Annotated in this window: 17 protein-coding genes; 16 read left to right on the plus strand and 1 reads right to left on the minus strand. The window is 43.8% G+C overall.

The annotated features are described in order from the left end of the window. The first annotated feature begins 173 nt into the window (after nt 1-173). The 4 genes from AC58UU_RS03050 (at nt 174) to AC58UU_RS03065 (ending at nt 8,049) form a co-directional block, all read left to right on the plus strand. Nucleotides 174-4,331, plus strand: a complete 4,158-nt coding sequence (locus tag AC58UU_RS03050) for an endo-1,4-beta-xylanase (protein ID WP_497312836.1) — start codon at nt 174-176, stop codon at nt 4,329-4,331. A 176-nt stretch (nt 4,332-4,507) separates the two neighbouring features. Next, a complete protein-coding gene (locus AC58UU_RS03055; protein ID WP_497312838.1) occupies nt 4,508-5,578 on the plus strand; it encodes an alpha/beta hydrolase in 1,071 nt (356 codons plus the stop codon). A gap of 221 nt (nt 5,579-5,799) precedes the next feature. Continuing rightward, complete coding sequence (locus AC58UU_RS03060; RefSeq protein WP_497312840.1) at nt 5,800-6,450, plus strand: helix-turn-helix transcriptional regulator; 651 nt, start codon at nt 5,800-5,802, stop codon at nt 6,448-6,450. A 78-nt stretch (nt 6,451-6,528) separates the two neighbouring features. After that, the gene (locus AC58UU_RS03065) at nt 6,529-8,049 is read left to right on the plus strand and encodes a glycoside hydrolase family 43 protein (protein WP_497312842.1); all 1,521 of its coding nucleotides are present in this window, start codon (nt 6,529-6,531) and stop codon (nt 8,047-8,049) included. A 300-nt stretch (nt 8,050-8,349) separates the two neighbouring features. On the opposite strand, the gene AC58UU_RS03070 is transcribed toward AC58UU_RS03065, so the two are convergent. Next, nucleotides 8,350-8,694 (minus strand): helix-turn-helix domain-containing protein, encoded by a 345-nt coding sequence (locus AC58UU_RS03070; protein WP_497312844.1) that lies wholly within the window; start codon nt 8,692-8,694, stop codon nt 8,350-8,352. Nucleotides 8,695-9,269: 575 nt separating this feature from the next. Here AC58UU_RS03070 and AC58UU_RS03075 point away from each other — a divergent pair. The 12 genes from AC58UU_RS03075 (at nt 9,270) to AC58UU_RS03130 (ending at nt 22,779) form a co-directional block, all read left to right on the plus strand. Further along, on the plus strand, nt 9,270-9,542 hold the full coding sequence (locus AC58UU_RS03075; RefSeq protein WP_497312846.1) for an NAD(P)-binding domain-containing protein: 273 nt from the start codon (nt 9,270-9,272) through the stop codon (nt 9,540-9,542). Nucleotides 9,543-9,680: 138 nt separating this feature from the next. After that, nucleotides 9,681-10,592: a dihydrodipicolinate synthase family protein gene (locus AC58UU_RS03080; protein WP_171645633.1), complete on the plus strand. Its 912-nt coding sequence runs from the start codon at nt 9,681-9,683 to the stop codon at nt 10,590-10,592. Between the two features lie 203 nt (nt 10,593-10,795). Continuing rightward, nucleotides 10,796-12,211, plus strand: a complete 1,416-nt coding sequence (locus tag AC58UU_RS03085; protein ID WP_497312848.1) for an ABC transporter substrate-binding protein — start codon at nt 10,796-10,798, stop codon at nt 12,209-12,211. A gap of 75 nt (nt 12,212-12,286) precedes the next feature. Then, on the plus strand, nt 12,287-13,162 hold the full coding sequence (locus tag AC58UU_RS03090; protein WP_464645915.1) for a carbohydrate ABC transporter permease: 876 nt from the start codon (nt 12,287-12,289) through the stop codon (nt 13,160-13,162). Between the two features lie 13 nt (nt 13,163-13,175). Next, nucleotides 13,176-14,018 (plus strand): carbohydrate ABC transporter permease, encoded by an 843-nt coding sequence (locus AC58UU_RS03095; RefSeq protein WP_497312851.1) that lies wholly within the window; start codon nt 13,176-13,178, stop codon nt 14,016-14,018. Nucleotides 14,019-14,044: 26 nt separating this feature from the next. Continuing rightward, entirely contained in the window at nt 14,045-14,734 is a 690-nt protein-coding gene (locus AC58UU_RS03100; protein WP_497312853.1) for an N-acetylmannosamine-6-phosphate 2-epimerase, read from the plus strand. Between the two features lie 3 nt (nt 14,735-14,737). Then, on the plus strand, nt 14,738-15,622 hold the full coding sequence (locus AC58UU_RS03105) for an ROK family protein (protein ID WP_497312855.1): 885 nt from the start codon (nt 14,738-14,740) through the stop codon (nt 15,620-15,622). Nucleotides 15,623-15,687: 65 nt separating this feature from the next. Further along, nucleotides 15,688-16,542, plus strand: a complete 855-nt coding sequence (locus tag AC58UU_RS03110; RefSeq protein ID WP_497312857.1) for a MurR/RpiR family transcriptional regulator — start codon at nt 15,688-15,690, stop codon at nt 16,540-16,542. A gap of 33 nt (nt 16,543-16,575) precedes the next feature. Further along, nucleotides 16,576-17,046 carry a NanQ anomerase/TabA/YiaL family protein gene (locus AC58UU_RS03115; protein WP_497312859.1) on the plus strand — a complete coding sequence of 157 codons (471 nt, stop codon included), beginning with the start codon at nt 16,576-16,578 and terminating at the stop codon, nt 17,044-17,046. Between the two features lie 294 nt (nt 17,047-17,340). Then, nucleotides 17,341-18,909, plus strand: coding sequence for a response regulator (locus AC58UU_RS03120; protein ID WP_497312861.1), 1,569 nt, complete (start codon nt 17,341-17,343; stop codon nt 18,907-18,909). A 70-nt stretch (nt 18,910-18,979) separates the two neighbouring features. Further along, entirely contained in the window at nt 18,980-21,694 is a 2,715-nt protein-coding gene (locus AC58UU_RS03125; protein ID WP_497312863.1) for a sensor histidine kinase, read from the plus strand. A 128-nt stretch (nt 21,695-21,822) separates the two neighbouring features. Beyond that, a complete protein-coding gene (locus AC58UU_RS03130; RefSeq protein WP_497312865.1) occupies nt 21,823-22,779 on the plus strand; it encodes an ABC transporter permease in 957 nt (318 codons plus the stop codon). Nucleotides 22,780-22,791: the final 12 nt, after the last annotated feature.

Below are 22,791 nucleotides of genomic sequence, written 5' to 3' on the forward strand. Positions count from 1 at the left end.
TGACCTTTTGGGACGATTTCTTTTTATTAGTAAGAGAACTAATTTTTAATACATTCTACGCCATAATTGAGGGGGGATTATTCTTTATTTTGAGTATGTGAAGCCAATTACCTAAGTTGTAAAATGAAATTGAAATAAGATTGTAAGCGATTGCAAGAAAGAGGAGGATGCTTGTGAGAAAGAAAATTAATGTATGGATGGCAATCGTGCTGCTGTTTGGGATGATCGCCCCCCAGCTGCTAGCGCCTTTGGAGGCAGCAGCCAGCGGATCGGTGGTTTTGTCCCAAAGCTTTGAAGATGGCCAAACAGGCGGCTGGGTAAAGGTGCCTTGGATGGGGGACGGAAGCATTGCCGTAACGTCTGCAACATATTCCGAAGGATCCAAGTCCTTGGCGATGACGAACCGTGCTGCAATTAACAGCAGCCCGTTCTTGGATTTGACTTCGTTGACGAAACCCGGCCATACGTACGATTTATCACTGAAGCTTAAACTCGGAGCAGGAACCGACACCTTTCATATCGCTTCTAATGTCGCCGCCGCCTCACTGACTAACCAATATCCTTGGCTGGTAGGGGATAAATCGGTTAGTTCCACAGAATGGACCACCTTTGAATTGAAGGGGTACCAGCTCCCGAGCGATACCACGGGGTTCAAAATATGGGTTGAGTCGAATAATTCCACCACGACGGAGGATCTCTATATTGATGAAGTGTCGCTAACGGACGCCACGTCGATTGATCAGCCGGGGATCCAATCTACTTTTGAAGACGGGCAGGGGGAATGGGTACGTAGGAACGGATCCGGCAATATCGGCATATCGTCGGTTGACAATCACACCGTCGGCGGCTCCACGAGCTTGCTGACCATGGTAACAGAACGATATGACGGACCTTTGCTTAACGTCCTGGGGGAAATGTCTGTGGGCAACAAATACAATTTGTCCACATGGGTAAAAATGGCTTCGGGGCAGTCCCCCACTGCATTGCGGCTCTCTGTACAAAGCGGTGACAGTTCTTATGCCAATGTTTCATCTAACGTGACGGTGACATCTGATCAATGGGTACAGTTGACCGGCACGTTCACATTAACAAGCACTCCGACTGTTTTAAATGCATACGTGGAAGTAGCCGACCAGTATAGCGATGCAAGATCCTTCTATATGGACGATTTCGATTTGTCCAATGTGGGCCAAGTAGCCCGACCAAAGCCGATTCAAACGGATATTGATCATTTGAAGGACGTCTATGCGGATAACTTCAAGATCGGTGCTGCGGTGGCTGGCGACCAGCTTACTTCCGATGTCCACACACTTCTGGATTATCACTACAGTTCCATCGTCGCCGAGAACGCCACAAAGCCGGGCTCTCTGGAACCGACAGAAGGGCAATGGAACTGGACGGAAGCAGACAAGACTGCACAGTATGCCAAGGATCACAATATGAATTTCCGGTTGCATACTCTTGCTTGGCATTCACAGGCTGCGGAATGGATGTTTAAGGACGCCCAAGGCCAGCCGCTTGCAGCAACACCGGAGAATAAACAGCTGGTGCTTGAGCGTCTCACGACTTATATCCAAACCGTTGCGCGTCACTTCACTGACATGGGAGTACCGATCAATGCCATCGACGTCGTCAACGAAGTCATCGACCCAGGACAGCGGGACGGCATGCGGAAGAGCGAGTGGTATAATCTGACCGGCCTGGACTTCATCCGTACAGCCTTCATAGTTGCTCGGCAAGAGTTCCCGAACGCAAAGCTGTATATCAACGATTACGGTACACAGGATCCAGTCAAACGCGATTTCTTGTTTAATTTGGCGACGAAGCTGAAAGGCGAAGGAGTTCCGATTGACGGTGTAGGCCATCAAACGCACATCAGCATCGGCGGCCCCTCTATCGAACAAGTTTCCGATTCCATCCGGAAATTCGGAGAAGCCGGATTCGACAATCAGATCACAGAGCTTGACGTTTCCGTTTATACGGATAGCTCAACAACCAGCTTTGATGAGAACATGCTTATTAAACAAGGGTACCGCTACAAACAATTGTTCCAAGAGCTGGTTCGACTGGACAACGAGGGCAAACATGCCGACCCGAACACTTCAGCATATAATCCTGACGGATGGATCAGCAATGTTACGCTATGGGGGATTGCAGACGATCATACCTGGCTGGACAACTTCAATAATATCATCCGTAAAGATGCCCCACTTCCGTTCGACGTACAGTATCAAGCCAAATATGCTTATTGGGGAATGATTGAGGCAGTAAAGACGCTGACGCCTACCCATCTTCCCATAACTCTACAAACAGCACTTACGGCTCAAGGCACACCTGCAAATGCTTCGGATTCGGTTTGGAATACGATTCCGACAATCAAGACCCAACAAGCAGGTACGCTGCAGGCTCAAGTGAAAACGTTGTGGGATGACCATAACCTATATGCCCGTGTAGCGGTCAAAGACAGTACCAAAACCGCAACGGATAAAATCGATCTCTTCGTAGATAACAATGGAATCCAGAAGTATACATTCGCACGAAATGATGCTCATATTACCGAAACCATCGACGGTTATGTACTGCAAGCATCGATCCCATTGGCAGGCACCTTAGGAAAGCAAGTGAAGTTTGACGTAAGAGTGACCGACATGGGAACTAATGACGGTACAGAGCATGGCAGCAACGGCGTCATCGTTTCCTGGAGCGATCCTCGGAACGTCCAAGACAGCGATACAGCAGGTTACGGGGTCTTGACTTATATCGATGCTACCAAGGCGGGAAAAGCTGTTTACGGAACCCCCACCATCGACGGTGAACTGGACAGCACGTGGGCGGACGCACCGGTTTATTCCACCGACGTCATGGTAGAACAACATAACAACGCAGTCGCCAAAGCTCAAATCCGTACGATGTGGGATGAACATAAACTTTATGTTTATGCCGTCGTGCAAGATAGCAAATTGAACGATGCTAACGCGAACCCATGGGAGCAGGATTCGATTGAAATCTTCGTTGACCAAAACAACGGAAAAACGGATAGCTACCAAATCGACGACGGCCAATACCGAATCAACTTCAAGAACGTGAAGACCGTTGGCGGTCATGCAACCCAAGACAACTATACATCGGCCACCAAACTCATTGATGGAGGCTACGTTTTAGAAACGGCAATCGCGCTGGATACGATCACTCCTACTGCAGGAACCATGATCGGATTCGACCTCCAAGTCAATAATGCTCAGGACAGTGGAAGCCGGGAAAGCGTATTTTCATGGAACGACCCGACAGGTCAATCCTATCAGAATACCTCGAGATTCGGCGTTCTGACGCTTGAGCCGAAGCCTGCACCGTCCCAGAGCGGTTCTACCTCGACCCCCACACCGGACGGATTCTTTAAAATGGACGACCAAAAGGGCGGCAAGGTCGAACAAAATGGGGCGATCATTGATTTGCCGGCCGGAGCAAGTGGCAAAGATATTATCGTGGTCGTCAAAAAGCTGAGCGATCCCTCAAAGCTGAATACCGACCCGAATTTGAAGCTGGCCGGAGATGTGTATGAGATTACCAAGGACGTGGCAGGACCGTTCCAGAAATCAGTCACGATTACCCTTCCGTTCAACACTAGCTTTTTGGATGATGAGCATGAGGTGGCACTGTACTGGTACAATGAAGAGATCGGCAAGTGGGTCAAACTGGACGACATTAAGGTCGACCGGGAGAAAGGTACCGTTTCCGGCAGTGTGACGCACTTCACCAAGTTTGCGGTATTGGCGGCAGAAAAGTCCGCGCCTGTCGAGGTTCCGGCCTTAACTGATATTAAAGGACACTGGGCCGAAGCAGGGATCCAAGCCCTTGTGAAGGCCGGTGTGATCGACGGTTACCAAGACGGTTCATTCCGGCCTGAAGCAGCTGTAACAAGAGCCGAGTTCGTATCCATGATCGTCAGAGCTTTCCACCTGACGGCAACAGGCGGAGCTGGGTTCTCCGATACCGGCAGCCACTGGGCGAAGGATGCAATTGCAATAGCATCCGCACTAGGGATTGTAGTCGGCTATGAGGACGGAACCTTCGGCCCGTATGACAACATCACCCGGGAACAAATGGCCGCAATCCTGGCTCGTGCCGCACATTTGGCACCTGCCAACAGTGGACTGGACTATAAGGACAGCGGCGACGTCTCCGCCTGGGCTCAAGGACCGCTTATGGCTTTGACCGCCAAGGGTGTGCTGAAGGGCTACGAAGACGGTACGCTGAAGCCGAAGGCATTCAGCACCCGCGCAGAAGCGGCTGTTATCATCATTAGGATTTTGGATGCTCAACAGGTGCAATAACGCCAGCAAGGAATAGAAGGAAGGCTGTCCGCACGTGGATTTCATGTGCGGCAGCTTTGTTTTGGGGCTTCCGGAGAGGGGTTAACCTTGTGGCGTAAATTAAGCCGTGTTTATAATTCTAAGGGATTCCTTAATCTTAATGTGGAAAAATATATCCGAAGGGACAATAATGATCTATGAGAAGCATAAATGTGACGTCTGTGCCTGCCGAATATCTTAGGTCAGTTAATGAAGAGCTTCAAGGTACGGTTCAGGAGGTTTCCTATAAGCTAGGCAACTATATTCATTTGTCTCGACAGCTTGTAACGGATCGGAACATCGAGATCAGTGAAGCAGGAAGAGAAACCGTTGCGGGAGATGCCATATTGAAGAAATGCAACGTCTACTTGCCTGCGGGTTATGACCCAAACGACACTACTGTCAGATACAATGTATTGTATTTGCTTCATGGAGTAGGCGGGGATCAACATGAGTGGTTAAGCAGCAACGGTAAGGTTGATGGACGATTTATCATTTGCAATATATTTGACAATCTTATTGTAAACGGCGATATCGATCCGCTGATCGTCGTATTTCCCAACGGAAGAAGCGCGTACGACTGGACGGATAGCTCCTTCAATTCCGAAGGAACCAATATGCTGGGATTCTATTACTTCGATTATGAGTTGAGATACGATCTGATTCCATTTATAGAATCAAACTACAAAACTTACGCAGATATAACAGTCACTTCACATGAGGGAATAATATATAACCGCACGCGCAGAGCGATCGCCGGGCTTTCGATGGGGGGAATGCAAGCCTTGAATCTGATCCTCGGCGGTTACCGACATGATTCGACGCGAATCACTGGCACAGAGAGTCCCTGGAACAATGGGTTGGATAAGACTGTGCTCGCGCCAGGCATGATAGATTTGTTCGCTTATGTCGGAGCTTTTTCAAACGCTCCTACGTCGAGTGATGGCAAAACTCTTGGAGTCAGTCTCACATCATGCGTCCATAATCTTCATTTGCTATATACCACCTGCGGCGATGCAGACGGAGTAGCAAATGGCAGCTTTATTAAATCTATAGATGGGCTTATACATCAATCGGGGAATCATCTTAATCATTTTTATCAAATTCGGATTAAGGATGGTTTGCATGATTTCCATGTTTGGAATAACGGTGCCTACAATTTTAGTCAATTGATATTCAGAAATTGTGATGATCCTGTAAGGTCCCATGTTGTAAGGAAAACACTTTAATGAGGTTAGCAGAGCAACACGAACGGGCGAGCTCCGTGTAATGCTCTTGAAAAAATGCCAGTCCTGGGTCTTGTCCAAGGCTTGGCGTTTTTCATGCTAGGGGTAACGCTAGCAAAACGTGGATTTACAACGCTAAGGAGTTCTGGCATAAAAATAGCCAGTTTTCACCACGCTAAGGGTGTAACCGGCTATTTCTGTTTAAGGAGTCTTGCTAATATTCGTTGTTCTATGTCTTTGAAACGATTGAAACCGCGGCCAACTCAAGGACGCTGAGAGAAAAGGCGGAGTCTTTGGCGATTCATCTTGAAGGTGGAAATAGAGAGGGATTTCTCCATCTGTTCAACGAACTGACGGAAACGGCTTTCGATGAACGCGGAAATGGGGGACCTTTTGCCTTGGAGCTGTATTATACGATTGCGCTATTCTTCTTATCTTACATTAACCGTTGGGAGCTGCACGAAAAAGTTGGAACAACCGGGCTTATGCAAAGAGATAGGCATTCTTCTTGGCAAAATAGTTTCGAGTTTTTGAAACAAATCGCAGAGTCCTTATTCGATCTGCGATTGAGTGTAGAACGGAATAGGGCAGCTGCAGTGATAGAGAAAGTCCGGTCGTATATTGAGGATCATCTGGGCGAGGATTTGTCTCTCGTACGTTTAGCTAGTATGATTCACTTCAACCCGTCCTATTTATCGCGGCTTTTTAAACAGGAAAGTGGAGTCAATCTATCTGAATATATTGATGAAGTTAGAATGGAAAAAGCCAAAAATTTGCTAAAGAGAGACGAGCTGAAGATTGCGGAAGTGGGCGCGCAGGTAGGTTATGAAACCCCGCACTCTTTTACTCGATTTTTAAGAAATCTACCGGCGTGACTCCTGTGGAATATCGTGAGATTGTAAGGAAATAAGGATTTAGGCATCATCTGCTTCTGGGTAAAAGGAGAGATAGCGATGGGAAATGTGACGATAACGAATCCGATCATCTGGGCTGATGTTCCGGACCCTTGTGTTATTAGAGTAGGAACTGCTTACTATATGGTTAGCACAAGCATGCATTCGATGCCCGGGTGCCCGATCATGAAGTCCGAGGATTTGATGCATTGGAGAATCGTGAACTACGTTTACGATATCTTAGAGAATAATGACGCACACAATTTGCTGGATGGGAGAGGCATTTACGGCAAAGGGGCATGGGCCGCAAGTTTACGCCATCATAATGGCAAGTTTTATGTGTGCTTCTCAAGTAATGATATGAACCAGTTTTACTTTTACTGGACGGCAGATATCGAGAACGGGAGTTGGGAACGCTCTGTAATTGCAGGAATTCATCATGATCCGAGTCTCCTGTTTGACGAAGGCCGCGTTTATGTCATTTACGGCAACGGGAGTATTCGTATTACAGAGTTGACGCCTGATGTGATGACCGTAAAATCTGGCGGCATCCATCAACTGCTTTTCGAGACGGAGCGTGACGGTATCATGCTGCGATGCGAGGGATGCCATGCGTATAAGCTGAACGATTATTATTATTTGTTTTTCATTGAATGGCCTAGTACCGGAAACGGCCGTCGCAGACAACTTTGCTATCGTTCAAGGGAGCTGCTGGGTCCTTACGAACATAAAGTAATTCTCGATGACGACATGGGCTACCGTAATAACGGCATCGCTCAAGGAGGCATTGTCGACACGCCGGCGAATGAGTGGTATGCCGTATTATTTCAAGATCATGATGCTGTGGGGAGAATTCCTATTGTGCTTCCAGTTTCTTGGGTGAATGATTGGCCGGTCATTGGGATGGATGGAAAAGCGCAATTGGTATTCAAAGCGCAATTGCCAAGCGCGGCACCTACCCCATTGGTAATTAGCGATGAGTTCGAGTATAACGAAAATAAATTGCTGCTTAATTGGCAGTGGAATCATAATCCGGATAACCGGCTTTGGTCTGTGACCGCGCGCCCGGGCTGGTTGCGATTAGAGACAGGATATATTACCAGTAGTGTCTTATTGGCCCGCAATACATTGACGCAACGGACGGAAGGTCCGGTATGCATCGGAATTACGGCGATGGATGTTTCACATATGAAGTCGGGTGATTACGCAGGATTAGTTGCATTGCAAAATCATTTCGGGACTGTCGGTATTCAAGTTGCAGCAAACGGCATCCGCTATGTTGCGATGTGTATCAATCGAGGAGATGGCGGTGAAGAAACGGTCGAGCGGCTTCAATATGAGGAGAGCCTGATTTATTTGAAAATTCACTTCAATTTTGCAAATAGCATTGATCTTACAAGTTTTTACTATTCAGCTGATGGTGAAGAATGGAAGCAAATCGGAAGTCCTTTGAAGATGAAGTATACGCTGGATCATTTTATGGGCTACCGGATCGGGTTGTTTAACTATGCAACCAAACATGTTGGTGGGTATGCTGACTTTGATTTTTTTCGATTTACAAAGGTGGATAGTAGCGTATAGTGAGATGACCATGTCCCATGCACATGCTAAGCAGGGTATTGGTATACTAGCTAATCAAGCCTCTGATTCTGCTTTAGCAGGATTGGGGCTTTGTGCTGTCTACTGGCAGCAATTTATGAGCTGTCGTTTTTAATTAAAGGAAGTCGCTCTATCGATAGAAATCTACGTTGCTTCGTGTCCACAATGTCAAGAGGTTGTGTACAACAAGCAACGCCGTCTATAAAGTTGAATAGAATTTTACCAAGAAAGTACTGAAAATTCTAAATAAAAAATAACCCCATTCTCAATTTGAGGATGGGGTTATTTTTCTTTAAATACTTCTTTAATAATAACTTTCGCTTTCTTCACATCACGTATATTATGCCGCAAGAGGATATCTACAATTTCTTGAATTTCCTCTTCTTTTTCACTTAATTTGGTTTTGATATTTTTAGAATAACTGAATAACTCGTGGATTTCGATATCTAACGCATCTGCGATCTTTGCTAAATTAAGCATGGAAATATTTTTCTCAGCTCTTTCAATACCACCGATATAAGAGAAATGGAACCCTGCAATTTCACCAAGTTGCTCTTGGGAAAGTCCTTTTTCCTTCCGATAATCCCGTATCCGAGATCCAATATATTTCAAAATGTGATCAGACATTTATACACCTCTTATAAGAAGTGTAGACAAAGAAAAAAAGAAGAGACATACGTTGTTTTATATCAGAATCTGAAATTGGTGCAGTTACGATGAACTTTTTATGCTATTATCACTTCTGTGACTTTTAGATATATTCACATGAATATTTATGCATATACTGTATAAATGCATTTTCTCTGTTCCAAATAATTTTGAAACTAAGGGATTGTTAGAAGAGGAGAAAAGGCAAAATTCAATTTATTGTGAAACAAAACAAATGGAGCCACGCGGGTTTGCGGGCTCCGTTTTATAGTTATTTATGAAACATCACATTCTTTTTTTTTTTTTTTTTTTTTTTTTTTTTTTTTTTTTGTGCAATGTATAATAATTCATTTATACCTAGTCTGGTACCTAACCAAGACTAGGTATTTTTAGTTAATGGGGAGGACAATCGTGCTTAATTTGGAGATAAAACTAAATTTTTTTGAACAATTAGTAATTAAGAAGTGAGGTGACGTATGTCCATCAATGTAATCTCCAATCTATGAAATATATATATAATTTGTATTCCTTTCATTCATTATACTCATACTAATTTGAGGTGTGTACTCAATGGGAACAACAAGGAGTCTGTAATTACTGGGGCAGCTAATAAAATCGGTTTTGTAGGCTTAGGTGAAATGGGATTACCTATGGCTTTAAATTTACAAAAGTCAGGTTTCCAGGTATTTGCATACGATCTTAATCAAGGCATTTATGAAAAATTACAACAACAAGGTATTATCTGTTGTGATTCCATTAAAGAAGTAGCTGAAAATTCAGATTATGCTGTTGAAGAATTGCCTCTCTTTAGCAAGAAGTATAGTTAATTATCGTCAGTTGTTGGAGGAAGTACTTGGTGGAAATTTTTTTTATAAATTAGAATTTGGTGAAATTAATTTACAGTATTTAATTTATGTGATACTCTTGATCTTGCCAAACATTATAAACATTAGGAGGGGAATTCATTGAGATTAGAAAAGTTCCGTGGAATCATACCGGCTTTTTATGCATGCTATGACGATCAAGGAGATATCTCAGAAGCCCGAACCAACGCATTATGTGATTATTTGTATGAAAAAAAGGTTAACGGCGTCTATGTCGGAGGAAGTTCTGGTGAGTGTATCTACCAAAACCTAGACGAACGTAAAGCGGTGCTTAGCTATGTAGCCAACCGTTTGAAAGGCAAAATGACGTTAATCGCCCATGTGGGGGCACCTTCTACAAGAGACAGCATTGAATTGGCGAAACATGCAGCAGCTTTGGGATATGATGCCTTATCTGCAATTCCGCCTATTTATTTTAAGCTGCCGGACAGCTCGGTTTATAAATATTGGAATGAAATTATCGAAGCAACTCCACTAGATTTTATTATATATAACATCCCTCAAACGACAGGTTATACGTTGACGACATCGCTATTCGAGAAACTTCTTGCCAATCCTAAAGTTATTGGAGTTAAAAACTCATCGATGCCAACGATGGACATCGAACGATTCAAAAGAGTCGGCGGAGACAATGTCGTCGTATTTAATGGCCCGGATGAACAGTACGTCGCAGGAAGAATTATGGGCGCTGATGGCGGAATCGGAGGCACCTACGCGGCTATGCCGGAACTATTTTTGCAGGCGAATGAATTCTTCCTTCAAGGCAAGTTTGAAGAAGCGAAACGTATTCAAAGCCATATTAATGACATCATTATCGCGCTATGCTCGCTGAATGGGTCCATGTATGCCGTTATTAAAGAAGTCCTGAATCGTAGAGGCGTAAACATTGGCAGCGTTAGAGGGCCGCTCGAAGGAATTAGCAACGAAGATATGGGACGAATCGATAACATTATTACTATGATCGATGAAGCGACTCAACAATTCTGCAAATGATGAAAAAAAACCATTGTATGCTTTGGGGACTCCAATACGTGGGGCTACAACGCGGAAACGGATGCAAGATTCGATGAGGAGACGAGATGGACGAGCCTTCTCGCCTCACATTGACTATATGCATCTGGATGCGGCTGGTCATCGAAAGATGGCGAAATTTATACAGAGACACATCACAAATATATTAGACAAGGGGTAGATCTATGATGAAAAACAAACGCTTTCCTATAGCTGTTTTGGCTTTGACGATGTTGGCTTCGATTGTTGCAGGCTGTACAAGCGGTAATAAAGAAGCTACTAATACTAGCAATGCAGGACAACAATCTACCGGTAAAAAGGTGGAGCTGAAAGTGTGGCTGACACCACAGTGGAAAGGTGTTATGGATTCCACAGAACCAGGCGCTGACTATGACAGCTTCTTGAAAGCCGCGGCTGACAAATTCACGGCGCAATACAAAAAGTATGATGCCAAAATTAAAGTAGAAGTTATTGCAGGCGACCAACGCGATCAGCTTCTCAATGTCAACTTAAGCAGCGGCACGGCGCCAGATGTATTTTTTGAAAGCGTTTTTGCAATGGGCGATTATGTTCACCGCGGTGCCTTGGTACCGTTAACTGATATTGTGGATGATGCATCCAAAGCCGATATTTCCAAAAACTTTTGGGATGCGGTGACCTTCGGTAAAGATGTTTACTTCTATCCGTTCCAACATAATCCAGGAACTTTGGTCTATAACGCGGACATGCTCAAAGCAGCTGGACTAGAGAAGTTCATCGGTGGACCGAACGATATTAAGACATGGACATTAGCGGAGTATGAGCAAATTCTGAAAGGTCTGAAAGACAACCTGCCGAAAGACAAATACTCCAATGCTTATCCGATGTCACTTTATGCTGTCAATAATCAAGGGGATACATGGAACCTTGCGTATATGAGAATGTTTGGCAATAAATTTTTTGATGATAAAGGGAATATCGTGCTAGATGATGCGAACGGTGTTAAGGCTGCGTCTTGGTTGAAGAAAATCAGGGATGCAGGTTACACGAATCCGGGACCTGAATCGGTATCATCCAATGATGCGAACGGCATGTTCCGCAATCAGCAGCTAGCGATTAGCTTCACGAATCCGGTCTTGTTCAACAACACCAAAGCGGATATGGCTAGCGGCAAAAGCACCAAGTTCGATGCACGTCTGGCTAACATTCCGTCCGAAAGCGGAGATCCTTTATCCTTTACGTACGTAGTAGGAGCGAGCGTTTTCCAAAATAAAGACAAAGCGAAAGTCGAAGTAGCCAAAGATTTTGTTAAATTCTTCTCCACGGATCCGGAATTGGTCAAGGCGTCCAAGAATGGTATCCCTGTAAGAAGTTCTGTTTCCAAAGAACTTAAGGACGTAAACCCACTCTTTGCTGCATACGATGCAAACTCCAAGTATGTGTTTAATTTCAGCGGCAACGTTCCAGGTTACAGTCAGTTAAGAGAAGTTCTTTATCCAGAGCTTCAAGCCCTATATACAGGTGCCAAAACACCTGAGCAAGTGGTGAAGGATTATCAAACCAAAGGCAACAAGGTCATTCAATCCAATAAAGAAAACTCGGTTATTTATCAAACGAAGTAATGAATAATCAATAAACGATTAACGGCCTTAGGATCAACGCGATCCTAAGGCTAATAATTAGAAAGGAAAACCGATATGAGAATACGTAGTCAATCCATCAAAGATAGTATCACCGGTTACTTGTTTATTTCTCCTCAGATGCTGATTTTCTTAGTTTTCTTGGTATATCCGATTATTGAAGGTATTAGACTTAGCTTGTATAGGATCAATTATCAATCTGAAAAGTTTGTTGGACTGGACAATTACGTGGCGCTGTTTAACGATCCTGTATTTTTTAAAGCGCTCATCAACACGGTTGTGTTCGTTGTTTTTATCGTTATTCTTACGGTCGGATTCGCGTTGTTTGTAGCTTCCGCTGTATTTGACAAGAATGCCAAGTATGTTTCATTCATTCGAGGTAGCTACTATGTACCCGTAATGGTTTCTATGGTTGTCATGAGTATGGTATGGAGTTTCTTACTGAATCCTGCTAATGGGCTAATTTCTTATTTCTCGCAGGAAATGGGTCTAGGCACTGTTAATTTACTGGGGAAAACAACAACGGTTATGCCGGTTATTATATTCGTAACATTCGCTACAAACGTTGGGCAAGCGATCATTCTCTATATCGCCGCGATGCTAGGTGTACCTAAGGATTTGTTTGAAGCGGCAGAAGTGGATGGCGCGAGCAGATGGCAGGTTATTTTCAAAATATTAATTCCTTCTGTCCAATCCACAACGGTGTATATTGTGATCATCAACATCATTGCTGTTTTGAAAATATTCGTTGTTATTCAGCTCTTAACAGGCGGGGGGCCGAATAATTCTTCCGTGACGCTGATGTACTATCTCTATAATAACGCATTTAAATATAATCAACTCGGCATGGCTTCTGCTGTTGGGGTTATTATGTTCGTGATTACGCTATTGTTGTCCGTGCCTCAGTTAAGAAGCTTAATCAAGGAGAAGTGAGGGGGTATTCAGCATGTCGAAGTCTAACAACAAGAAGAAAATGGAGCGATTTGATCTCATATCGAATGTGATCATCTTCATCTTCGCGATTTTTAACTTGTTTCCATTATATTGGTTGTTTACAAGTTCACTTAAGAACAGCTCGGATGTTGTGAAAATGCCGCCTGACTGGTGGCCGACCACGATCACTTTCTCCAACTATGCGGACGTGTTTCAAAGTCAACCGGCTTTAAGATGGGTATTCAACAGTGTGTTTGTTTCTGGCGTCACCACGGTCCTTGTGATCGCTGTCGGAGCGATGGCTGCTTACGCCTTTTCGAAAATTACGTTCAAAGGCAGCAATATCATCTTCATCATTTTTGTTTCGAGCTTGATGATTCCTAAAGAAATCATGATTGTCCCTTTATTCCGAATCACGCAGCAATTCGGGATGGTTAACAGTTACAGCGGCATGATCTGGCCGAACGTGGCCACTGCATTTGGTGTGTTTTTGTTAAAAGGCTTTTTCGATGCGACTCCAAATGCGTTAAGAGAAGCAGCTAGAATTGACGGAGCAGGGGAATGGAAGACTTTCGTTCAAATCATGCTTCCTATTGTTAAACCAGGTATTGGTGCGTTATTTATCTTAAACTTCGTTCAAGTATGGAACGATTACTTATGGCAGTCCGTCGTTGGACAAGAGAAAAACATGAAAACGTTAATGGTCGGTACTGCAACCTTAATGCAGGATCTTAATCCGAATTTCGCATATAAAATGGCGGGAGCTACGGTCGCTGCAATTCCAATGCTGTTAATCTTCGTATTATTCCAGCGTTACTTTACCCAAGGAATGACGGCCGGTGCAGTTAAGGAATAAAAATTTAAGTGTGGAGTTGGAACCGGATGGATACAAATAAAACTATTCTGGATATGATAAAAAGAAAATTGGTCGTTTCTTGCCAAGCTTTGCCGGAAGAACCGCTGCATAGTCCTTTTATTATGGGGAGAATGTCCTATGCGGCATATTTAGGTGGAGCCTCGGGGATTCGTGCAAATAGCGTAGAGGATATTCAAGAAATCAAGAAACATGTGAATTTACCGATTATCGGGATCATCAAACAAGTGTACAAAGGCTCCGATGTCTTTATCACGCCTACCCTGAAGGAAGTAGAAGCGCTTTATCAGGAAGGCGTAGATATGATCGCGATGGATGCGACCGATCGCATAAGGCCGGATGGTTCTACGATATCGGAGCTATTTCCTGGGCTAAGAGCGAAGTACAAGGATCAGCTTTTTATGGCGGATTGCTCCACCTATGAAGAAGCTGTCAGGGCTGCTGAGCTTGGGTTTGACTGTGTGGGTACAACGTTATGTGGTTATACCAAAGCGACGAAAGACAAATCATTGCCTAATTTCGAATTGGTTGAGAAACTCGTGACCATGTTATCCATTCCCGTCATCGCAGAGGGTGGCATATCGACACCCGAGGAATTGAGAAAATTATTTGATCTAGGAATCTATTCGGCTGTTGTGGGATCAATCATTACGAGACCGATGGAAATTACCAAAAAATTCGTAAGGGCTATCCTATAACCCATGACAATGAAAATCTTAGCGGCGGATATTGGCGGTACCAACACCAAGATGGGCATTTGCGATGAACGAGGAAATATCGAACAATTCAAGGAATATCCCACGGAAAGCCTGATGGGAGGCCCACATGTCATCGAAAAATTGCTTAGCGAGCTGGCGGCATATGCGGATTACGATGCCATCGCGATTAGCACAGCCGGACAAGTCAATTCCGATGAAGGGTATATTGTGTATGCGAATGACAATATTCCCAATTACACAGGAATGAAAATTAGGGAGATTGTTGAAAATCGCTTCCATAAGCCTGTTATGGTTGAAAATGATGTCAACGCGGCAGCATTGGGCGAGGCCTATTTTGGCGTAGGGGAATTGTTTCAGGATTTCTTATGTCTTACGTTCGGGACCGGTATCGGCGGATCTATCGTCATCGATCGTCAAATATATCGAGGAGCTAACGGGGTGGCGGCGGAATTCGGCCATATCGTTACTCATCCGTTATCGGGAAAGAGCGATGGGGAAGGAAAGCCTTATTATGAAACCTACGCCTCAGCGACAGCATTGGTTCGAATGGCTCAACAAGTGGATCCGGAATGTGTGGACGGGAAGGTTTTTTTTGGTAAAATAAGATTAGGAAACGAACCATTACAACAAATCTTACATGCTTGGACGGCTGAGGTAGCCATAGGTCTAGCTTCTCTCATTCATATTTTTAATCCCTCGGCGATCATTGTAGGGGGCGGTGTGATGGAGCAAGATGAGCTAGTTAGGTTAGTCGAGGTAAAAACGCAAGAGTTGATCATGGAAAGTTTTGCAGACGTGAAAATTCTTAAAGCTTCCCTGGGAAATAAGGCTGGTTTATTGGGCGCGGCCTCATTATTCTTACGCTGAAAGAGGCGCATTAGCATCACTACTGCGCATCATGTCTGAATCTTGGGGTTAAAGAGGGTGACAGTTTGCGCGCAATCAATATTTTTACAACCATTCATTCTAAATATAACAACCTGACAAATACGGAAAAAAAAGTGGCGGACTATGTCCTGGAGAACTTGAACAGTGTTGTCTATATGTCGATTACGGACCTCGCAGATATTTGTGGAGTTGGCGAATCCAGCATATTCAGGTTTTGCAAGTCCTTGAGTTATAAGGGCTACCAAGATTTCAAAATTGCTCTGGCGCATAGCATCACTGTGGAAAATGAAATTCCGCAGCTGACTGAGAAGGTTTTGATGAATGATTCAATCGGACAAGTTGCTTCCAAGGTGTTGTCAACCAACATCAGTGCGTTGAACGAAACGTTTAATTTAATTGATAGCTCCAAAATCGATGAAGCCATTAACTTTTTACTCCAAGCAGAAAAAGTTATATTTTTCGGTGTAGGCTCATCATTAATGACGGCTATGGAAGCGAAAATTAAGTTCATGCGCATCACGAACAAAACGGAATGCACAATCGATTCACATCTTCAGATGATGTCGGCGGCATTGATGACGAAACGGGATGTCGCTGTGATCATCTCGTACTCCGGTTCAACCAAGGATTCGATTGAGGTGGCGAAAAAGGCAAAGGAATGCGGGGCAACCGTAATTTCGATTACACGCTTTGTAAAGTCTCCATTAACTTCGTATTCTGATCTTACGCTGTTATGCGGCGCAAATGAAGGTCCTCTGCAAGGTGGTTCCTTGTCGGCGAAAATTTCGCAGCTCTATTTGTTAGATGTCTTATATGTTGAATATTTCAAAAGATCCTACGAGGAATCGATTAGGAACAAGGAAAGTACGGCGGAGTCCGTGGTCGTGAAATTGCTTTGAGGTATTACACATGTACAACTGGGGGAATGGACCATGATTTTAGGTACTATGTCATTGTGGGAAAAGCAATGTAAATTTGAGCATACAGTTATCGCAACGGCCTTAGAGGAACTTAATCTACTGTTTAAAGGAAACTCACCTGAAGGTCGAGTTGAGATCAACGATGATAAGATGTACGTATCGTTTATGGAATTCGATGCTAAACCGATGGATGAGCAACTTGCGGAGAAGCACGAGTCATATATTGATATCCACTACCTGATCGAAGGCGAAGAGACGATCGGTTGGTCTTCGCAGCGGGAAGATGTCCAAGCGGTTAGAGCCTATGATAGTGAACAGGATTATGCGTTGTATGATCCTTCGTCAGACGAGATTTTACTTCATCTCAAGCCTGGCATGTTCGCCGTCTTTTTCCCTAACGATATTCACAGACCTGGCATGGGGCAATCATCGAAAATCAAGAAAGCAGTAGTCAAAGTTCATGTGGGGCTGTTACATCCATAGTGCGCACCCTTTGCTAACGAAACGAGACCATCGGCAAAGATGCCACTTGCCGCTAATCAGCCATTACGGAGAACGGGACCGCAGCGCGTTCTTCGATCGCGGCCGCAGAGGCCGCAATGGACTCGCTTAAGGAGCAATCCTGGTTACGAGTCAAGCCATAAAAAATTAGATCAGGGAGAACCGTACGCGCCGCAGCAGGATCGGCTTGTGCGGTTTCTTTATTGTACGCTTGTATGTCTATCAGGAATAAGGAAAAATGTACGATATTTTCTGTAATGACACGGGGGCGAGCCTATGTATAAAGTTCTAATAGTAGATGATGAAAAAAACATCAGGGAAAGATTGGTCACATCGTTTCCATGGAATGAAACCGGATTTCAAGTCGTCGGCTCCGCCGGTGATGGTCAGGAAGCGCTTGAGCTTATTGAACAGCATGTTCCTCATGTGGTTTTGACGGATATTCGGATGCCGGAAATGAATGGTCTGGAGCTTACCAAAGCCATCCAGGAAACGTATCCACATATTAAAGTTCTTATCCTTTCGGCCTATGATGATTTCAAATACGCCCAGGATGCCATACGTTTCGGAGTAAAAGGGTATTTATTGAAGCCTGTCATGAAAGACGAGATTGTTGACGTTATGAGTGGCCTCGCCATCGAGTTAAAGAAAGATGAAGAAATAGAGTACGGAAAAAAGATAGGGATTCCGGGTGCACGAGAAGAATCGATGTTGATTGACCTGGTCAAAGGCGAAAACGTCAATCAGTACGATGAACCTTGGCTTCGGGATTATATGAGGATCATCGTTTGTTCGTTCGGAAAATGGTTTGAAAAAGACTTAGGGTTGTTCATTCGGAGTTTTATCACTGAAAGGACGATGGTATATTGGAAGGAAAGCCATACCTCGGTCTTATTTTACGGTAACCAATTAGTTCTGTTTGCACACGATACACGGCCGATCAGCAAATATGATCTAAAGGGGAAACTTGAAGATTATTTCGAATTGCTGAAAGCGTCGATCATGTCGGGCTTTGGAAAAGAGTGCGAGCTGTCGATCAGTGTAGGCAATATGATCAAGGAACCGGATCAGATCTCTACTTCCTTCAATCAAGCGGTCTATGCCAATAGTTATAGATACTTCGATGATCATCATTCGATTCTTTTTTACCAGGATTTATTAGTAGCAGGTTCAGATGAACACGCCAAGGAGCAAGCAAATGAGCATTTAAACATCATCATGGATCGATTGATGCAATCCGTCCTTTCCCGCCAAAATAATGAAATTTCTTCCAGTCTTCGGGATTTTTTTGATGCTGTGGAGCAAGGCAAACGTTTAAAAATAGAAGAAATCAGAATTGCCTTTTCGGAAGTTATCCTGTCTCTTCCATTGAAAGCCAAAGAAAAAGGGCTGCCGATGCCTTCTTTGGATAAGAAGCAGGCATTAGAGTTTATACACGCCGCCCATTCCCTCGGTGATTTGAAAAAATGGCTGAAACAAACAATCGAAAGAATTTTGGACGCTCCTGTCGAGGAGAGTGATAAAAATCGTTACGTACAGCTTGCCAAACAACACGTCCACAACCGCTATTCCGAAAAAATCACCCTAGAAGAGATGGCTGGGCAATTATTTATTCATCCGGCCTATTTCAGTTCGATTTTCAAAAAAGAAACCGGACATAATTTTATCGATTATGTAAATGAAGTCAGGGTTCGTAAGGCCGTGGAATTGTTGAAACACAATGATTGTAAGATAAAGGATATTTCCGTTATGGTCGGTTTCCCTACCCATTCTTATTTTAATAAGATTTTTAAGAAAGTGATGGGCGTCAAACCTCTTGTATTTCGGTCCAACCATACTTGCTAACATCACGGGGGGGCTTATTATGTATCGGATGATGAATGGATTTCGGAGGATTTCGTTTCGGAATTTTCTTATGTTGTTTTCTTTAGGCGCTATGCTCATTTTATTATTGTTACTCAGCAGTGTTTTTTTTGTTAAAATCAAACATTTTATTGAGGAAAAAAAGCAGTTTGTCATCAGCACTCGAATGAACCAAATTTCCTTTGAGTTAAACACGAGCCTTAGCAACACTTATTTTATGTTAAACCATTTAACGACGAATGAGCGGCTTACTGACTATATTCATGAATTGAGCAATCACGAGACAAATTCCATCGATAAGTACCGTCTTTCCAAGGATTTTGAAAAATATTTGTATAACAGCAGACAAGAAAACGAGTTCATCGACTCTATATTAGTGATTACTTCCCAAAGTCAATTCAGTTCCGACCACAAATATTTGGATTTCGATCTTAACGGGATCCAAGTGGGAAGCCAGTTGGAGAAGGAGCGTAATTTGGTGCTTCTGAAGAAAGCCGCCGAAAGCCTCATCCCACCCACTGGGGCCGAACCTAGAAATGGACTGACGAATGCGATAAAAGAGTTGGATAAGCAAATGTTTTTTGCCGCAAATATTATGGATAGAGATGGGGTCAATAATGGGGTTATATTGATTCTGCTTAACCCTCATTATTTGAAGGACGCCATTCCTTACAACGAGAACATATCGCTGTTTGACGCCAACCGCCAGTTGATTTTCACTGGAGGTGAGGTTGGGCCATCTGTTGTTGATGAGTTGAAAGGTGTAAAGGCCCCCAAAGAAGGCTTCGTATTTCTCACTGAAAAAGGTCTTGAAGCTCATTATACGACCATCCCTTTTAATGAGTTTCAGCTGGTCTATGTGGACCGGATGGACTTTTATCATGAACAGCTCATCTTAATGGTAAAATTAACGGCCGCCACTTGTTTGTTGGCCTTATTCGTTGCTCTAGTGTCCTCCAGGGTGATTTCAATCAAAATCCTGAAACCGGTTTATCAGGTCATCAAATTATTCAAGACCTATGATTTTACCAAAGACAAATGGAATGAATACGGGGAATTAACGACGAACAAAAGCTACTTAAATCTTAGAGACCGCTTTTTGCTTTATTTTATCATCACCATATTGCTGCCGCTTATTGTCTATATGGTTATCTTTTATTGGCAATCCTCCAAAATTGCGGTTGAAGATTTGAAAAAGAGCCATTATTCGTTGTTTGAGAAAACGGCCAGTTATTTAGAACATGATATCAATCAAAAAGAAGTGCTGATGGCCCGGATTTCGTTGGATACGGCAGTTCAGGATGATATCGTGGCGAAGGATACCAAAACGTTGGAAAAAGAACTGCTTTATGAGAATCATGATTTGGGATTGAATCGGGATGTCATCAGTATTTATGACCGCTCCAACAGCTTGATATTTTCAAATCGATATAAACAAATCGGGGAGCTGGACCCTGCTTTTTACAATAAAATGAAAACATCAGGCAGGGTAATCAGTTATCATCTGACCAAAGACGACTTCGGTAATGCTTCAATTGTCTTGGGAATGCCGATTATATCGCTGGAGAAATATCCGGAAATTGTAGGTTATATTACGGTGGACTTGGATAGCGGATACCTTTCCAATCTTTATGGCGAATTTAAGCAAAACGGTAGTGAGATGTTTATCGTCGACCGGGAATACCGGGTTGTATCCCATCCTGTTACCGGGCAGATCGGAAGGGTGTTGGATATGCCGATTTCGAGTGGAAGCCATATGCAGCAGGGATCCTACGGGGGAAAATATTATGACTTCACGAAGGAAATCAGCGGTGTTCCTTGGACATTCATTTCCAGGTACAACTATTCGGATGTGGAGCAGCAGGTCATCGACTTGTTTTTAAGCAATTCGTATCTATTCTTCCTCATTTTCCTTCTCATGCTGCTGTTTTCATTTTATATGTCGCAGCGCATGCTGAAACCGCTCGGTAGACTGAACCAGATGTTGAATGATTACGAGTTGGGAGAAAGCCATCGCATCGTTTTGGAACGCGTATCCGGAATTGACGAAGTGGACCTGCTGAGCCGCAATTTCAACCAAATGGTCAGAAGAATAGATGATCTGGTTCATGAGACGCTTGTTGCGGGCCAAGAACGAGTCAAACTGGAATACGAGAAGAAAGAAATTCAAATGATCGCCTTACAATCACAAATCAATCCGCATTTTCTGTACAATACATTGGATAATCTCATTTATCTTGTCGAGACGAAAGATGTGGACAAAGCAGTCGAAATGATCAACTCGCTTAGCCGGTTATTTCGTTATATTACGAACCGCGAACAGATGATTCGAATGAACGATGAAATCAAGTATTCCAAAACCTATCTAGGCATCATGTCATGTCGGTATGATAATTTTCAATGTATGTGGCACATCGATGATGGCGTGCTGGCGTGCGGCACCATGAAGCTGATCCTGCAGCCGATTATTGAAAACGCCATTCATCATGGGGCGCGGAACATAAGAAAACATGTGACGATTGAAATTTACTGCCTGCTGCAAGAGGAAACCATTCGTGTTGTCGTAAAGGATAACGCATTAGGTATGCAGGAGGAACAATTATTGGAGGTTCGCAAACAGCTTGCGGACCCTGGGGTGAAGAAGGCGGGCATTTATAATGTGAATGCACGGATCAAATTGAATTTCGGAGAAGCTTACGGATTGAACATCGACAGCAGTTACGGAGAAGGTACGACTGTAACCATCCTCTTTCCGGCAAATCTATAACAGCAGCGGAAACATATAAAGATTGTGGTACAACATCTAAAGATCGTACCACTAATCGAAGCTGCTCTTCCTTATAATTGGGGTGTAAGCGTTACCAAACTACCAAGGAAAGGAGGGGCAGCTTAACCATGGAAACCGCCCTTCAGCAAGCCGAAATCGAAATTCGATCTGTCCGAAAAAAAAATATAAACTGGATAAGAGCAAAGAAAATGAAAGCGCTCTATCTCATGATGCTGCTTCCGATGATTTTGTTATTCATTTTTCATTATGTTCCGCTTTACGGTATTCTGGTGGCTTTCAAGAAGTTTTCACCGGGTTTGGGGATTTGGAAGAGCCCATGGAATGATTTTGCGCACTTCAAGAACTTGTTTCATGATTCCCTCTTTATCCGAGCTTTTAAAAATACCTTGGTTATCAGTTTGTTAAAGCTGGTCGTGGCTTTTCCGGCTCCCATTGTTTTGGCTGTGCTGCTGAACGAAGTCAAGAGTGTACTGTTTAAAAAAGTGGCGCAATCCGTCTCCTATTTGCCGCATTTTATGTCTTGGGTCATCCTAGGGTCCATGGTGGGGGAGGTGCTTTCCCCTCAAAGGGGGATCATCAATTATTTCATCCATGCGCTCGGGGGAACTCCGGTCAATTTTTTATCTGACACCCATTACTTTGTTCCCATGTTAATTTTGACGGATGTATGGAAAGAGATCGGTTGGGGGGCAATCATTTATCTGGCGGCCATTTCTTCGATCAATCCTGATCTCTACGAAGCGGCAGATGTAGACGGGGCCGGACGGTTCAAGAAGATGTTGCATATTACAGTTCCGTCGCTCGTTCCGATGATCGTCATCTTGTTTATACTAAACCTGGGTAATATTTTGAATGCGGGTTTCGATCAGATTCTAAACCTTTACAATCCGGTCGTTTACGAGGTCGCCGACATCATCGATACGTACGTGTACCGGAAAGGCCTTGAACAGTTTCAGTTGGACTATGCGACCGCGGTCGGTTTATTCAAAAATGTAGTGGGCGTGATCCTCATTTTGGGGGCGAATGCGATAATCCGCAAACGAAGCGAACATGGCATTTGGTAGGAAGGAGGAAAC

The organism is Paenibacillus sp. JT22N1 (assembly GCF_059692155.1).

What these genes read in the sequence shown, in the direction of transcription:
- AC58UU_RS03055 (WP_497312838.1), top strand. Translation starts at nt 4,508, where the DNA reads ATGAGAAGCATAAATGTGACGTCTGTGCCTGCCGAATATCTTAGGTCA.
- AC58UU_RS03065 (WP_497312842.1), top strand. Translation starts at nt 6,529, where the DNA reads ATGGGAAATGTGACGATAACGAATCCGATCATCTGGGCTGATGTTCCG.
- AC58UU_RS03070 (WP_497312844.1), bottom strand. Translation starts at nt 8,694, where the DNA reads ATGTCTGATCACATTTTGAAATATATTGGATCTCGGATACGGGATTAT.
- AC58UU_RS03085 (WP_497312848.1), top strand. Translation starts at nt 10,796, where the DNA reads ATGATGAAAAACAAACGCTTTCCTATAGCTGTTTTGGCTTTGACGATG.
- AC58UU_RS03090 (WP_464645915.1), top strand. Translation starts at nt 12,287, where the DNA reads ATGAGAATACGTAGTCAATCCATCAAAGATAGTATCACCGGTTACTTG.
- AC58UU_RS03095 (WP_497312851.1), top strand. Translation starts at nt 13,176, where the DNA reads ATGTCGAAGTCTAACAACAAGAAGAAAATGGAGCGATTTGATCTCATA.
- AC58UU_RS03100 (WP_497312853.1), top strand. Translation starts at nt 14,045, where the DNA reads ATGGATACAAATAAAACTATTCTGGATATGATAAAAAGAAAATTGGTC.
- AC58UU_RS03105 (WP_497312855.1), top strand. Translation starts at nt 14,738, where the DNA reads ATGACAATGAAAATCTTAGCGGCGGATATTGGCGGTACCAACACCAAG.
- AC58UU_RS03115 (WP_497312859.1), top strand. Translation starts at nt 16,576, where the DNA reads ATGATTTTAGGTACTATGTCATTGTGGGAAAAGCAATGTAAATTTGAG.
- AC58UU_RS03120 (WP_497312861.1), top strand. Translation starts at nt 17,341, where the DNA reads ATGTATAAAGTTCTAATAGTAGATGATGAAAAAAACATCAGGGAAAGA.
- AC58UU_RS03125 (WP_497312863.1), top strand. Translation starts at nt 18,980, where the DNA reads ATGTTGTTTTCTTTAGGCGCTATGCTCATTTTATTATTGTTACTCAGC.
- AC58UU_RS03130 (WP_497312865.1), top strand. Translation starts at nt 21,823, where the DNA reads ATGGAAACCGCCCTTCAGCAAGCCGAAATCGAAATTCGATCTGTCCGA.